This is a genomic window from Sorangium sp. So ce836 (assembly GCF_028553905.1).
Lineage (GTDB): Bacteria > Myxococcota_A > Polyangia > Polyangiales > Polyangiaceae > Sorangium > Sorangium cellulosum_D.
In genome coordinates this window covers 174,893-189,572 of the sequence record NZ_CP102233.1, presented here as the reverse complement: position 1 = coordinate 189,572, position 14,680 = coordinate 174,893, and the positions used below count along the sequence as shown (strand labels likewise).

Here is a 14,680-nt window from a genome sequence, read left to right as displayed (position 1 = left end):
CGTTCCTCCAGGACCGCCCGTCACCGCGCCGCCAGAGCCGCTGCTCGCCGCTCCTGCGCTGTCATCGTCGCTGGAGTCACCACACCCCCCAGCGCAGATGCCAAGGAGTCCAATCAGCAAGAGCTTCGTTGAAACGTTCGCGATCCTCATCATCGGATCCACCTGTCCAGGCAAAAGCATGTCGTTCGGGCGAGCGCTGGTTCAGAACTGAGAAAAGAAGTTCCAGATCGACTCACCGGAATTGTTCGGCATGGCGTGGCCGCCGCTGAACTCACACCAGACGACGGGGTAGCCCGCGTCGCAGCCCTCGTAGCTGACGCAGGGGCTCGGGTCGACCGGCTTGGTCTGCTGATCGCAGCCGTTTCGCTCGAGGAAGACGTCGCGAGCGGTCCGACCATTGTCGAGCGGAACCACGTTGTCGGCGTCGCCGTGGGAGCCCCACATGGCCACAGGGTGGTCGCCGTCGTCGCAACCGCTGTAGAGCGCGCCGGACATGGGGGCGATGGCACGGAAGACGTCGCCCATCGCGCAGCCGATCGCGTAGGACATCATGCCGCCGTAGCTGAACCCCGTCGAAAAGATCCTGCTCTCGTCGATGCAGAGCTCGGCGCGGAGGCGGTCGAGCATGGCGCGGAGGAACGCGATGTCGCGGCCCCCCGTGTTCGCCCAGCCCTGGTCGATGCCCTCGGGCGAGACGAAGATCGTCGAGCCGGCGGCGCGGCTCTGGAGGCCGTAGTAGCCGCCGCCGAACCCCGTCGCGACCTGCTCGGCCGACCCGCCGCGGGGGTGCCAGGTGAAGATCAGCCGGTAAGCACGGTTCGAATCGTAGCCGTCCGGTACGGCGAGGATGTACTCGCGCGTCGCGCCCCCGACATCGATGCTGAAGCGGCCGCTCTTCGGCGCCGTCGCGCTGCCGCAACCCGCGCTCTGCGTCTCGCCCCCGGAACCGCCGGAGCCAGAGCCGGCGCCCATGCCGCCCGCGCCAGCTTCCCCCGAGGAGGGGCGCCCGCCGCTGCCGCCGACGCCACCGGTCACCCCCGATGAGCCACCCGTCGCCGACGAGCCGCCCGTCGCCGACGAGCCCCCCGTGGCGCCGGAGCCGCTGGTGCCAGGCCCGGCGAGCCCTCCGGCGCTGCCGCCGGCCTCGGTCGTCCCATCTCCTTGGCTGGAGCAGGCCAGCGCCGCGAACGCCGCGAGCGCGACGAGCCCTGGAGCGATCGCGCCCCAATTACGAAGCGTTTCCATTCGCCCTCGCCTCCCTGTCCCGAGATCACCGTGCGCCGCCGCATCACCCGATGCGGGTGACCGCAACGACGTCGTACCCGAGCGCTCTCGCGCGAGGCATAGGCATACTCGCCTATGCTCCGATGCGAGGCGTCACGCTCGCATGCGTGGGCTGGGCGATCCGGGCGAGCGTCGGCTTCGAACGAGCCCCGCCGCGCGCGCGACGTCGATCTCCTCCGCCCGTCGCCCCCTCACCCGGTCCACGCCGCCGAGACCTCGTCGCGCTCCACGCGTGGGGCGCGCTCGACCGCCAGCCTGGCAAACACGGTCGGGCGCGGGACGCGGTCGAGGCGCACCGTCCGCCAGGGGTACACGGTCTGGCCTCGGGCGGCCCTGAGCGGCGTCGAGGTCCGGTCGAGCCACACGTCGTCCACGCCGTCGAACACCGTGACCGCACGGCCCGCCGGCGATCCACCACGATGCCGTGATCGTGAAGCGCGATCCGCAGGCCGCGGCGGCGCAGCGCCGAGGCCGCGAGCACGGAAGAGCCCGCCAGCCCGAACGGGAGCGACAGCAAGAAGCCTTGCCAGCCGGCCGCCAGTGCGGGCGACAGCGCGACCCGATGACGGCGTGGCTTCACGGCGCCCCCCCGATGCACCTGGGCCGCAGCGCTGATGTCTGTAGACCTCTATCGCCCCGCCGCGGAGCCGCCATGAGGCTCAAAGTCGCCGGAGCTCGCCGGCGCCGCGCGCGAAGAGGCGTGCACAACGCTTGCATAGGCTCGGCGGCGACGTCGCTGCGAAGCCCGGGTCGCAGCAGGAGCCGACCTGTCGAGGCCGATGCGAATTTGGCCGGCCGCCCATCGAAAAGTCCACCGATGGCGGCCGGCGGAGAATATAAGACGGCCCGGGATTCGAAGCAGCTGGCCGCTCCTCCTCGTCGGGGACGCGGTGTTTCCCCCAACGTGCCTGCGCGCCGGTGCAGTCGACGGCCGCTCGCCCCATGCACCCATAGGTGATCCTGCGCATGAGAGTCCATTTCCCCCCTCGATGGATCTGCGGCGCCGCCGCACTAGCGGCGGCGGCGTGGGCCGCGCCAGCGTCCGCTCAGGAGGCGGGACCGGCGCGCGGCCTCGCGCTGAACCGCTTCAACCCAGCGCCCGCCGGCGACCGGATGTTCAGCGTGTCGTCGCCGTACGCGGCCTCGCCGCGCCAGGACGGCAGCCCCACGCTCCACCTCGCCCTGCTCGGCGACTACGCCCACAACCCGCTCGTGCTCACGCGCGAGGGCAGCGACGACCACCTCGGCGCCATCGTGGGGCACCAGCTGTTCCTGCACCTGAACGGCTCGCTCTCGCTCTGGGACCGGCTGCACGTGAACGTCGACGTGCCGCTCGCCGTGCTGCAGGAGGGGGATAGCCCGGCAGCCGAGGGGCTCTCGTTCGCCTCGCCGAGCGGCGCGCAGATCGGCGACCTCCGGGTCGGGCTGCGCCTCCGCCTGCTCGGCGACTACTTCGACCCGTTCCAGCTCGCCGTCGGCGGCTTCATCTGGTTCCCGACCGGCGGCGGCGAAGGCTCGTTCGTGGGCGAGGATTCGGTGCGCGGCATGCCCCAGCTCATCGCCGGCGGCCGGGTCCCGGGCTTCGTCTGGTCGGCCGCGGCCGGCGTCGATCTGCGCCCGGCGCAGACGTTCGCGCAGGTGCGGCAGGGCCTGATGTTCAACGGCGGCGCGGGCGTCGGCCTGCTGCTGCTGCCCGAGGAGCAGCTCCAGATCGGGCCCGAGGTGACCGTGTCGACCGTGCTGGAGAAGCCGGAGGCGCGCAACACGAACGTCGAGGCGCTGCTCGGGGTGCGCTACCGCTTCGCGCCGGCGGTCCGCGACTTCGAGATCGGCGTCGCGGCCGGCCCCGGCTTCACGTCGGGCATCGGCACCCCGGACTTCCGCGCGGTCGCGATGCTCGCGTACTCGCCCGAGGTCCGGCGCGAGGACCCCGACCGCGACAAGGACGGCATCCTCAACGAGAACGACGCCTGCCCGGACGTGCCCGGCGTCGGCGACCCCGATCCCAAGAGGAACGGCTGCCCGCCGTCGGATCGCGACGAGGACGGCATCCTCGACCGCGTCGACGCGTGCCCGGACACGGCCGGCATCGCGAACGACGACCCGAAGAAGCACGGCTGCCCGCCGCCCGGGGACCGCGACAAGGACGGCATCACCGACGACGTCGACGCGTGCCCGGACGAGGCCGGCCCGAGCAACGAGGACCCGAAGAAGCACGGCTGCCCGCCGCCGCCCGACAAGGACGGCGACGGTGTGATCGACGCGGAGGACGCCTGCCCCGACATCCCCGGGCTCCGCACCTCGGATCCGGCGACGAACGGCTGCCCCGGCGATCGCGACGGCGACACGGTGCGCGACGACAAGGACGCCTGCCCGGACGAGAGGGGCAAGCCCGATCCGGATCCGGCGAAGAACGGCTGCCCCGTGGCGGTGCGCGTCACCGAGCAGGAGATCGTCATCCTGCAGCAGGTGCAGTTCGACACCGGCAAGGCGACCATCAAGAAGGCGAGCGACGAGCTCCTCGACGAGGTCGCGGGTGTGCTGAAGGAGCACCCGGAGATCACCAAGATCGAGGTGCAGGGGCACACAGATCCGCGCGGCGGACGCGCGTACAATATCCGGCTCAGCCAGGCGAGGGCCGAGTCGGTCACGAAGGCGCTGGTCCAGCGCGGCATCGAGGCCGAGCGGCTGGCGTCGAAGGGCTACGGGCCTGACGTCCCGATCGCGGAGAACGACACCGAAGAGGGACGCCAGAAGAACCGCCGCGTGCAGTTCAAGATCCTCGAGAAGAAGCCGAAGCAGCAGCAGGAGGCGCCGTGAAGCGACGTTATTTCATAGGTGGTCTTGTCGGGCTCGCCTGGATGGGCGGGCAGAGCGGCGCAGCGCACGCGGCGCCCGCGCTGCGCGTGCAGGTCGATCAGCGGGGCGACTTCGTCCTGATCGGGAACACGCTCGGCTACGAGTGCGGCGGCGACGGCATCGAGCCGCCCGTGCTGGGCGACGTCGGCCCCTGCGGGAGCAACACCGGCGACAGCGCGCCCGACATCTTCTGGCGCGCCGACTCGCCCGCGGAGGGCGGTGCGGAGGCGAGCAGCAGCATCACCGCCGCCCAGGCGCGCACCACGGCGGTGCTCCAGGTGCCGGCCGGCGCGACGGTCACCCACGCGTACCTGTACTGGTCCGCGCACCTCGGGCCCGTCGCGGGCGCCGGGACCGCGGACGAGGCCATCACCCTGGAGCGGCCCGGCGCGAGCGGCTTCTCCGAGGAGGTGACGGCCGATGACAGCGTCGAGAGAGTCAGCTCGAATCGCCTCTACTACCAGTCGGTCGCGGACATCACCCCGATCGTGCAGGCGCACGGGTCCGGCGCGTACCGGGTAAGCGGCGTCAATACCGCGAGCTTCACGAACAACCTCTTCGACAACCACTTCGCCGGGTGGTGGCTGGTCGTGTTCTACGAGCTCGCCTCCGACCCGCCGCGCAACCTCGCGCTCTTCGACGGGCTCGACACGGTGGCCAGCGGGTCGACCCAGTCCGCCACCTTGTCGGGGTTCGTGGTGCCGAACGCGGGCTATGACGCGAAGATCGGCATGGTCACGTTCGAGGGGGATCAGTCCATCCCCGGAGACGCGTTCCTCTTCAACGGGGTGGCGCTCGCCAACGATCAGAACCCCGTCGACAACTTCTTCAATGGCACGCGGTCCTACTTCGGCGTGCCGGTGTCGAACGAGGGCGACCTCCCCCGGCTGGCGGGGACCCCCGGGACCATGGCCGGCATGGACATCGACGTCTTCAACATCAGGGATATGGTGACCCCGGGCCTGACCTCGGCGCCCATCGAGGCGTCGAGCACCATGGACCTGTATTTCCTCGCCGGCTTCGTCACGTCGATCTCGACGTTCAAGCCGGACTTCACGTCCTCCACGAAGTCGGCCGTCGACGCGAACGGCGGACTGCTGCTCCCGGGTGACGTGATCCGGTACACGATCCAGGTCGTCAACACCGGCAACGACGCGTCGGTCAACACCGTGCTGACCGATCCGCTGCCCGCGGGCGTGACGTACGTGCCGGGGTCGCTCTCGGTCACGGCGGGCGCCAACATGGGCGCGAAGACGGACGCGGCCGGCGACGACCAGGGCGAGTACGACGCCGCGACGCGCACGGTCCGCGTGCGGCTCGGCACCGGCGCGAACGGCGCGACGGGGGGCTCGCTCCCCGCCGCCACCGGGTCGTCGACGGTCACCTTCCAGGTGAGGGTCGACGCCGGCGCCTCGGGCCTCATCCGCAACCAGGCGATCGTCAGCGCGGCCGGGCAGCAGGGCGCGCCGGCCGAGGAGACGCCGACCGACGGCAACGGGCCGACCGACGGCGTGCCGCCGACCGAGAGCGTCGTCGACGAGTGCGAGACGAACGCGCAGTGCGCCGCGCCGACGCCGTACTGCGAGACGGCGGGGACGCCCAACACGTGCGTCGAGTGCCTCACCGACGCGCACTGCGGGACGCTCACCCCGACGTGCGATCCCGAGGGCAACACCTGCGTCTGCGAGCCCACGGGCGCCGAGGTCTGCGGCGACTCGATCGACAACGACTGCGACGGCGTGCTCAACAACGGCTGCGACTCGGACAACGACGGGATCGATGATCCCGACGAGGTCGAGGCCGGCACCGACCCGAACGACGCCGACAGCGACGACGACGGCGTGCCCGACGGGCAGGAGCCGCGCTGGAACGAGGACACCGACGGCGACGGCCTCATCAACGCGCTCGACCCGGACAGCGACGACGACGGGCTCTACGACGGCACCGAGCTCGGCCTGCCCTGCGACAACCCGGCCACCAACGCGGCGGCTGGCCACTGCCGCGCCGACGGGGACGAGGGGGCGACGAAGACCGACCCGCTCGACGCCGACAGCGACGACGGCGGCGTGTCCGACGGGAACGAGGACGTCGACCTCGACGGCGTCGTCGACGAGGGCGAGACCGATCCGAACAACGGCGACGACGACGCGACCCCGCCGGTGGACTCGGACGGCGACGGGCTGAGCGACGCGCTGGAGGAGACGATCGGGACCGATCCGAACGACGCCGACAGCGACGACGACGGCGTGCTCGACGGCGACGAGCCGAACTTCGGCGACGACACCGACGGCGACGGCCTCATCAACGCGCTCGACGTCGACAGCGACAACGACGGGCTGTTCGACGGCACCGAGCTCGGGCTGGGCTGCGACAACCCGGCCACCAACACGGAAGCGGGCCACTGCATCCCCGACGCGGACGAGGGGGCGACCAAGACCTCGCCGATCGATGCGGACACCGACGACGGCGGCGTGACCGACGGCAACGAGGACATCAACCGCAACGGCGTGGTCGACGCGGACGAGACCGACCCGAACGACGGCCGCGACGACCTGCCGATGGTCGACACCGACGGCGACGGGCTGAGCGACGCGCTCGAGACCGAGATCGGCACCGACCCGAACGACGCGGACAGCGACGACGACGGCGTGATCGACGGCGACGAGCCGAACTTCCGCGACGATCACGACGGCGACGGGCTCATCAACGCGCTCGACCCCGACAGCGACGGCGACGGGCTGTTCGACGGCACCGAGCTCGGCCTGCCCTGCGGCCTTGAGGCCACCGACCCCGAGGCGGGCAACTGCATCGCGGACGCCGACCCGACGACGACCACGAACCCGCTCGATCCGGACACGGACGACGGCGGCGTGCCCGACGGCGTGGAGGACGCGAACCACAACGGCGCCATCGACGAGGGCGAGACCGATCCGAACAACGGCGACGACGACGCCGTGGCGGACGATCGCGACGGCGACGGGCTGCCCGACGCGGTGGAGGAGATGATCGGGAGCGATCCGGACGACGCCGACAGCGACGACGACGGCGTGCCCGACGGGCAGGAGCCGCGCCCCGGTGAGGACACCGACGGCGACGGGCTCATCAACGTGCTCGACGTGGACAGCGACAACGACGGGCTGTTCGACGGGACCGAGCTCGGGCTGGGCTGCGACGGCGAGGGCACGAACGCGGACGCGGGCCACTGCCGCCCCGACGCGGACAACGGCGCGACGAAGACCGACCCGCTCGACGCGGACACGGACGACGGCGGCGTGCCCGACGGCCAGGAGGACGTGAACCTCAACGGCGCCATCGACCCGGGCGAGACCGATCCCAACAACGGCGACGACGACGGGATGCCGGCGGACACCGACGGCGACGGGCTGATCGACGCGCTCGAGGAAGAGATCGGAACCGACCCGAACGACGCGGACAGCGACGACGACGGCGTGCTCGACGGCGCCGAGCCGAACTTCAGCGACGACCACGACGGCGACGGGCTGATCAACGCGCTCGACCCCGACAGCGACAACGACGGGCTGTTCGACGGCACCGAGCTCGGGCTCGACTGCTCCGACGCGGCGACCGACCCGGCCGCGGAGACCTGCATCCCGGACGCCGACCCGACGACGACCACGAACCCGCTCGATCCGGACACGGACGACGGCGGTGTGCTCGACGGCGTGGAGGACGCGAACCACAACGGCGCCATCGACCCGGGCGAGACCGACCCCAACAACGGGGACGACGATCAGGCCGAGACGTGCAGGCAGGACAGCGACTGCGGCGGCCCGACGAGCGGGTCGATCTGTGTGGATCATGCCTGCGTGGACGGCTGCCGCGGCGCCGACGGCAACAGCTGCCCGTCCGACGAGGTGTGCAGCTCGACCGACAGCGCGCCGGGCACCTGCGGGCCCGCCGAGGCGAACGATCCGACCGGCATCTTCGCCGAGGGCAACGGCCTCTGCACCGCGCGGCCCGGGCCCGCGGGCAACGCCCGGAGCGCGGCTGCGCTCCTGCCCATGCTCGCCGCCCTCGCCGGCCTGGCCCTGCGCCGGCGCCGCACGGGCCGCTAGCGACAACGAGGGGGCCCCGCCGCGGCGCGGGGCCCTCTCATCCCCGCCGCGGCGCGGGGCCCCCTCATCCCCGCCGCGGCGCGGGGCCCCCTCATGTAGTTTTCTTGCTCACCTGTAGCGTTCCTCCGTAGCGTACCGCGCTGAGGAGAACGACCATGGAGATGCTGCTCGCCAGCGAGCGCCGCGTCACGCGCCGCGCCGCGATCGTGGAGTGCCATGCCGTGCGCGAGCGGGGCTTCCGGCTGCTCGGGACTCGGGCGATCGACCTGTCCATCGACGGCATGCTCGTGCTGACGAGCGCCCGCGCGCTCACGGGCGAGCCGGTGATCGTCTCGTTCCGGATCCCGGACACGGACGTCTGGATCGACGCGACGGCGACGATCGCGCGCACCCTGCACGGCCGGCGCGAGGGGGACCCGGGCCGCGCCGTGGGCCTGCGCTTCGACCCGCTCGACGGCGCGTCGACCCGCCGCCTCCGCACGGCGCTCGAGCGCTTCCCGCCGACCTACCCGTACCGCGCGCAGCGCGTCGACTACGCGGCGACGGCCGCGATGATCGCGCTCAGCTGATCGGCGCGCAGGCGAGCGGGCCGGCATCGCCCCTCGCGCGACGGCCGCCTGCGGGGCGCTTGGGAGCACCTCGAGCGGCTGGCCGGCGCCCCCGCCGGCACGTGCGACGAGCGCGCCGCCCGGCGAGGTGTGTCACGACCCGTATTCCGCCGGGAACGGGCCATACCCTCGGTCGAATAGGCTTCTCGGCCTCGCTCCGCTCTCGAGCGACCACCACGCAACATGCCCGTCCTGCACTCACGACGGGCGGCGCGAGCGTTCACCACACAACTGCGCGGCAGGAGCGATAAGCCATCTTCAACGCGAGCACGCGAGCACGCGAGCGCGCGAGCATTGACTCGCTGGAGACCACGGCTACCATGGCCATCGCGCAACAGGCGAGCATCCGCACACCGCCGCGCGAGCCCCGCAGTCGAGCGGCGCAGCAACGGAGTCGACCATGCAAACGTTCCTTCGATTCGCGCGAGCGATCGCGGCGGCGGCGCTGCTCTGCGCCGTCGCCGCCCCGGCCGAGGCGCAGGTGCTGGGCCCGGCGCCCGAGGGCTGCACCGACGAGGTCCTCCCGAGCCGCGCGCGCATCCGCCTCTGCATTCCCCGTCGCGGATGGAACGGCGACCTCCTCGTGTGGGCGCACGGATATGTCTCCCCTCTCCAGCCCCTCGACTTCTACAGCTTCTCGTTCCCCGAGGGGTTCAACCCGCAGGAGGCCGCGCTGAGCCGCGGTTTCGCCTTCGCGACGACGAGCTATCGGCGAAACGGGCTCGCAATCCTCCCGGGGGTGGAGGACGTCCGGCAGCTCGTCGAGGCTTTCCGCGCGAGGGCGCTTCCGGCGCACACGTACCTGTTCGGCGTCTCCGAAGGCGGACTCGTCACGACGCTCTCGCTCGAGCGGTATCCGGAGCTGTACAGCGGCGGGCTGGCCATGTGCGGGCCCATCGGCAGCTTCCGGGAGCAGCTCAACTACTTCGGCGATTTCCGGGCGCTCTTCGACTACTTCTTTCCCGGCGTGATCCCCGGCAGCGCCATCGAGATTCCACCGGAGGTGATCGCCGGCTGGTTCACCGTCTACCTGCCGCGGGTGCAGGCCGCCATCGCCGCGAACCCCGGCGCGGCCAAGCAGCTCGTCCGCACCGCGAAGGCGGCCTTCGACCCGGGCGACCCGGAGACCATCGCGACGACCATCGTTAGCGTGCTCGAGTTCAACATCTTCGCCACAAACGACGCGGTCGAGCAGCTCGGGGGAAACCCCTACGACAACCGCGGGCGCCTCTACGTCGGCTCGCACAACGATCTCTTGCTCAACCTGCGGGTCGAGCGCTTCGCCGCCTCGCCGCGCGCGCTCCGGAACGTCGCCGAGCACGAGACCACCGGCGACGTGTCGCTCCCGCTGGTGACGCTCCACACCACCCTGGATCCGATCGTCCCCTATTGGCACGAGCCGCTTTACCTGCTCAAGGTCGACACCTCGGATCGCGGCGTCGTGGTCCCTATCCCGGTCCACCGCTACGGCCACTGCGCTCTGACCAACGAGGAAATCCTGGGCTCTCTGAAGCTCCTGCTCGCTCTCGGCCGTTGAGCGCGCGCGCCGGCCGGCCGGGGCGCGCGGCGCTCGTCCCTGCATTCATGCAGCCACACCTGGCTCGGAGCGCGGCCGCCCATGGGCGGAGGCCGCGACGATGCCGGTGTGGAACCCGACCCAGATCGGAGGTACCTCTCGGGCACCGCCGGTAAAGCCCGCCGCGCGGGCACCGAAGGAGCTCGAGCGATGATCAAGGTCTCCGGTCCGAACGCCGACGAGATCCGGTGCTGGAACGAGGTCGCCGGACCGAAGTGGGTGGCCCTCAACGACCTCATCTCGGCGCAGATGCGGCCGCTCGGCGCCCTCGCCATGGATCGCGCCGGCATCGCCGCGGGCGAGCGCGTCCTGGACGTCGGCTGCGGCATCGGCGAGACGACGCTCGAGCTCGGCCGCCGCGTCGGCCCTTCGGGCGCCGTGGTCGGCGTGGACGTCTCGGCGCCGATGCTGGACAGGGCGCGCGCGGCGGCGCTGGTGGCGGGCGCCGCGAACGTGGCCTTCGAGAACGCGGACGCGCAGACCGCGGCGCTGCCCGGGCCGTTCGATGTCCTCTACTCGCGCTTCGGGGTGATGTTCTTCGCCGACCCCGCGGCGGCCTTCGAGAACCTCCGGAAGGCGCTGCGGCGCGGCGCGCGGCTCGCCTTCGTCTGCTGGCGATCGCTCCAGGAGAACCCCTGGCTCTCGGTGCCGACCCAGATCTTGGGCAGGCACCTCCCGCTGGCGCAGGCCGACCCGCACGCGCCCGGCCCGTTCGCGTTCGCCGACGCAGCGCGTGTCGGCGACGTCCTCTCGCGCGCCGGGTTCGTCCGGGTGCAGTGCGAGCCGATCGACCAGGAGCTCTCGATCGCAGGCGGGAGAGCGCTCGACGAGACCGTCGATTTCCTCCTGAAGATGGGTCCGGCGGCCGCCGCGCTGCGCGAGGCGAACGCCGCGCCGGAGCTCGTCGATCGCGTGCGCGCCGACCTGCGCGAGGCCATCGCGCCCCACGCGGGCGCCGAGGGCGTGCGCATGGGGAGCGCCGTGTGGATCGTGATGGCGGCCGCGGAGTGACGGCGAGGCGAGGCGGCAAGCCCGGCGAGGTCGCCGGGCTCGCCGCCGGACAGCGGGGCGAGGGTGTCAGGCCGCGTCGGGGAGCTCGACGTCGGCCGCCGGGAACTCGGCCCGGAAGCCGGAGAGCCGGACGGCGAACACGACCCGCCCCGCGTCGATGGGCGGCATGCGCGCCGGATCGACACGCGCGTCGAGCAGGCGCGCGCGGCGGACGCGCCCGGCCGCGGTCGGCGTGCAGAAGTGATCGTGCCCGTCGCGGTGGTGCACGAGCCCGCGAAGGCGCGCGGGCACGAGCGCGCTCGAGGCGGGCAGGCTCGGGCCCGCGGCCGCGAAGCGCACGTCGGCGAAGACGTCGCCCCCCTGCGACGCCCGGAGCCGCTCGCTGCCGTCGGCCTCGCGCGCGAGATCGAAATCGGCGCGCTCCTTGGGGATACCCCAGTTGGCCTGGCCGCTCATCACGCTCTCCCACGAGCTGACGTAGATCTTGCTGATCGACCAGCGCAGGCCGCGGCGCGTGCGGTAGCGCCCTGGGATGAACAGGAGCTCGCGATAAGGCCCCACGTTCGAGGACGCGTAGTCGAGCGCCATGAGCAGGCTGTAGCGCCCGTCGAAGCGCGGGCGGAGCGCCTCCGGGATGAAGCACCGCTCCCGGAGCAGGCGCTCCGGGAGCTCGAGCATCGCGATGTAGGCGTCGCCGGTCAGCGTCCACGGCGCCGGAGCTATCTTGACGTCAGGAGGATGGCTTCCAGCGCTCTGACCCATTCCAGATCTCCGTGGGCTCGATAGAGCGAGGCGGCACGCTATCACGGTCGAGCAGCGTCAGGGGATGCATCGCTATCCATGCAAAGATCCAGTCCGTGCCGCTGACGCCCCATCTCGCGTTCGTATCCGACGATACCACGGGCGTCTCCGGAAGCGTGCGAGTCGCCGCCGCCGATCTCCTCTCCGAGCACCGCCGCTCGTCCGATGGCGGTCGGGGCTGCCGGGCGCGCCGGGCCCGCTACCCGAGCAGGTCGATGCCTCCCGGGGGCCGCGGGGCGACCGCGAGCTCGGACCGCTCGAGGTGGGCGAGGACGGCGAGGACCGCCGCCTCGTCCCACGCGTCGCCGATGATCTGCAGGCCGATGGGCAGGCGCTCGGCGTCGATGCCGACGGGCGCGGTGCCGGCGGGGAGGCCGGTGAGGTTGGCGAGGAAGGCGAAGCGGCACACCCCCTCGAGGGCAGCGGGGTCGAGGAAGGCGCGCCCCTCCTCGGCTTGCTGGTAGCGGGGCGCGGTGATCGCGGTCGTCGGGAGCGCGAGCACGTCGACGCCGGCGAGGGCCCGCGCCACCTCGCGCCGCATCCCGGCGCGCAGCCGCGCGGCGTCGCGCCGCTCGCGCGCGGTGACGCCCGAGAGCACGCTGAAGGTGACGCGCAGGTCCTCGCTGATGAGGTCGCGCTGCTCCCGAAAGGCGCGCTGGTGGGCCTCGAGCGACTCGGGGCCGATGACGAGGTAGCCGATCTGCGCGGCGTACCGGGCGATCGGGATCTGCACGTCCACGAGGACGGCCCCCTCGCGCTCGAGCGCGCGCAGCGCGCCCCGGCACGCGCTCGCGATCGGGACGCTGGCGTCGCGCCACTCGGCCTCGTCGACGCCGATGCGCAGGCCGCGCACGCCGGCGCCGAGGAGCGCGCCGAAGCCGCCGGGGGGCGGCGGAGGCGCCCACGCGGTGAGGTCGTCGTCGGGGTCGGGCTCGCTCGCGACGGCGTCGAGGAAGAGGGCGAGATCGGCCGCGCTGCAGGCGATCGGGCCGGCGTGGGCGACCGAGCCCTTGAAGCCGTCGCCGGCGCGGCTCACGCGGCCGAAGGTCGGCTTGAGGCCGAAGATGCCGTTCAGCGCGGCGGGCGTCCGGATCGAGCCGCCGCCGTCGCCGCCGGCCGCGAGCGGGGCGAGCCCGAGCGCGACGCCGACGGCGGAGCCGGTGGAGGAGCCGCCGGCCGCGCGCTCGCTGTGGTGCGGGTTGTGGGGCATGCGCTGGTGGACGTTGTTGCCGAGCGGCGACATCCCCCACTCGGTCAGCACCGTCTTGCAGAGGAGCACGGCGCCCGCCTGGCGGAGCCGGGCGACGACGGCGGCGTCGCGCGGCGCGGGCTCGAGCGGGCCGCAGCGCGAGCCGAGCGTGGTCGGGAGGCCCTCGACGTCGAACTCGTCCTTGACGAGGAAGGGCACGCCGTCGAGCGGGCCGCGCGCCCGGCCGGCGGCGTGGCGCGCGGCCGCCGCGTAGGCGTCGCGGAGCGCCGCCTCGCGCGCGGCGGCGACGGCGATGTTCATGCACGGGCGCTGCGCGGCGAGCGCGTCGATCTCGGACAGGGCGCGCTCGGCGACGCGGCGCGGGTCGACGGCGCCGTGGCGGTAGGCCGCCGCGTAGGCGAGCGAGGTCCTGGGCCAGTCGCGGCGCGGGAGCGCGCCGAGCGCGGCGTCGCCCCAGCGCCGCGGCGCCGCGGCCTGGATCGGCCGGGCCTGCGCGGGGATGTCGTCGCGCCATGCGTCCGGGAGCGACGAGAGGCGATCGATGCCCAGGGCGCGCTTCAGCACCTTCCTGAGCGCGGCGGACGATCCGGGCGCCTCGGCCGCGAGGCGCGCTGCGGTGAGCGCGCGGCCCGTGAGTCGGGGTACCTTCATGCGGCGCAGCTTACTCGACGGACCCCGTCGCGCGGCGGGCCGCGATCGCGGTGGGCGTCGAGATCGCGCCGTGGGGGCGCAGGGCGGGGGCGCGGCGGCGGGGGCGCGGCGGCGGGGGCGCGGCGGCGGGGCCCGGCGCGCGGGGGCGCGGCGGCGGGGCGCGGCGGCGGGGCCCGGCGCGCGGGGGCGCGGCGGCGGGGGCCCGGCGCGGGCGCGCGGCGGCGGGGGCGCGGGGCGGGCGCGCGGCGGCGGGGGCGCGGCGGCGGGGGCGCGGCGGCGGGGGCGCGGGGCGGGCGCGGGGCGGGGCGCGGCGGCGGGGCGCGGCGGCGGGGGCGCGGGGCGGGCGCGGGGCGGGGGCGCGGCGGCGCATGTGCGGCGGCGGGTCCGCGGCGGCGGGCTGGTTCGGCGCTGCTCGTGGCGGCGCGTGCACCCAGGTGCGAGGGGGACGTCGTGGGCGCCGGTCATCCGGGGGGTCCGCTACACTTGGAGCGAGGCGGCGTGGAATGCGGAACTGCCGCAACGGACGGCCTACCCCGCGGGGAGCTCGCACGCTCGTGCCTCGGCTTGCGGGGTGAAGCACTTCAAGAGCGCTCGCTCACGGAGC

9 protein-coding genes are annotated in these 14,680 nt (G+C 73.2%); 5 read left to right on the top strand and 4 right to left on the bottom strand.

Annotated features, from left to right (window positions below; all coding sequences use genetic code 11):
* Positions 1–201: 201 nt before the first annotated feature.
* A complete protein-coding gene (locus tag NQZ70_RS00670) occupies positions 202–1,245 on the bottom strand; it encodes a PHB depolymerase family esterase (RefSeq protein ID WP_129572483.1) in 1,044 nt (347 codons plus the stop codon).
* Between the two features lie 230 nt (positions 1,246–1,475).
* The gene (locus NQZ70_RS00665; RefSeq protein ID WP_272827520.1) at positions 1,476–1,658 is read right to left on the bottom strand and encodes a hypothetical protein; all 183 of its coding nucleotides are present in this window, start codon (positions 1,656–1,658) and stop codon (positions 1,476–1,478) included.
* Between the two features lie 592 nt (positions 1,659–2,250).
* Between NQZ70_RS00665 and NQZ70_RS00660 the strand changes: the two genes are divergently transcribed.
* The 5 genes from NQZ70_RS00660 (at position 2,251) to NQZ70_RS00640 (ending at position 11,414) form a co-directional block, all read left to right on the top strand.
* Positions 2,251–4,104, top strand: a complete 1,854-nt coding sequence (locus NQZ70_RS00660) for an OmpA family protein (protein WP_165373728.1) — start codon at positions 2,251–2,253, stop codon at positions 4,102–4,104.
* Positions 4,101–8,219 carry a DUF3344 domain-containing protein gene (locus NQZ70_RS00655; protein ID WP_129572481.1) on the top strand — a complete coding sequence of 1,373 codons (4,119 nt, stop codon included), beginning with the start codon at positions 4,101–4,103 and terminating at the stop codon, positions 8,217–8,219. The genes NQZ70_RS00660 and NQZ70_RS00655 overlap by 4 nt, the downstream gene beginning before the upstream one ends.
* Positions 8,220–8,374: 155 nt before the next feature.
* The gene (locus NQZ70_RS00650) at positions 8,375–8,788 is read left to right on the top strand and encodes a PilZ domain-containing protein (protein ID WP_129572480.1); all 414 of its coding nucleotides are present in this window, start codon (positions 8,375–8,377) and stop codon (positions 8,786–8,788) included.
* 439 nt (positions 8,789–9,227) lie between these two features.
* Positions 9,228–10,364, top strand: coding sequence for a hypothetical protein (locus NQZ70_RS00645; protein ID WP_129572479.1), 1,137 nt, complete (start codon positions 9,228–9,230; stop codon positions 10,362–10,364).
* Between the two features lie 189 nt (positions 10,365–10,553).
* A complete protein-coding gene (locus NQZ70_RS00640) occupies positions 10,554–11,414 on the top strand; it encodes a class I SAM-dependent methyltransferase (protein ID WP_165373727.1) in 861 nt (286 codons plus the stop codon).
* Between the two features lie 66 nt (positions 11,415–11,480).
* Here NQZ70_RS00640 and NQZ70_RS00635 read toward each other — a convergent pair whose 3' ends face one another.
* Together NQZ70_RS00635 and NQZ70_RS00630 are read right to left on the bottom strand one after the other, a co-directional pair.
* Complete coding sequence (locus tag NQZ70_RS00635; RefSeq protein ID WP_129572477.1) at positions 11,481–12,176, bottom strand: acetoacetate decarboxylase family protein; 696 nt, start codon at positions 12,174–12,176, stop codon at positions 11,481–11,483.
* A 238-nt stretch (positions 12,177–12,414) separates the two neighbouring features.
* Entirely contained in the window at positions 12,415–14,076 is a 1,662-nt protein-coding gene (locus tag NQZ70_RS00630; RefSeq protein ID WP_129572476.1) for an amidase, read from the bottom strand.
* Between the last annotated feature and the right edge of the window lie 604 nt (positions 14,077–14,680).

Excerpts from the sequence above, each read along its gene's own strand:
- NQZ70_RS00670 (WP_129572483.1), bottom strand. The coding sequence starts at position 1,245 with ATGGAAACGCTTCGTAATTGGGGCGCGATCGCTCCAGGGCTCGTCGCG.
- NQZ70_RS00660 (WP_165373728.1), top strand. The coding sequence starts at position 2,251 with ATGAGAGTCCATTTCCCCCCTCGATGGATCTGCGGCGCCGCCGCACTA.
- NQZ70_RS00650 (WP_129572480.1), top strand. The coding sequence starts at position 8,375 with ATGGAGATGCTGCTCGCCAGCGAGCGCCGCGTCACGCGCCGCGCCGCG.
- NQZ70_RS00645 (WP_129572479.1), top strand. The coding sequence starts at position 9,228 with ATGCAAACGTTCCTTCGATTCGCGCGAGCGATCGCGGCGGCGGCGCTG.
- NQZ70_RS00640 (WP_165373727.1), top strand. The coding sequence starts at position 10,554 with ATGATCAAGGTCTCCGGTCCGAACGCCGACGAGATCCGGTGCTGGAAC.
- NQZ70_RS00635 (WP_129572477.1), bottom strand. The coding sequence starts at position 12,176 with ATGGGTCAGAGCGCTGGAAGCCATCCTCCTGACGTCAAGATAGCTCCG.
- NQZ70_RS00630 (WP_129572476.1), bottom strand. The coding sequence starts at position 14,076 with ATGAAGGTACCCCGACTCACGGGCCGCGCGCTCACCGCAGCGCGCCTC.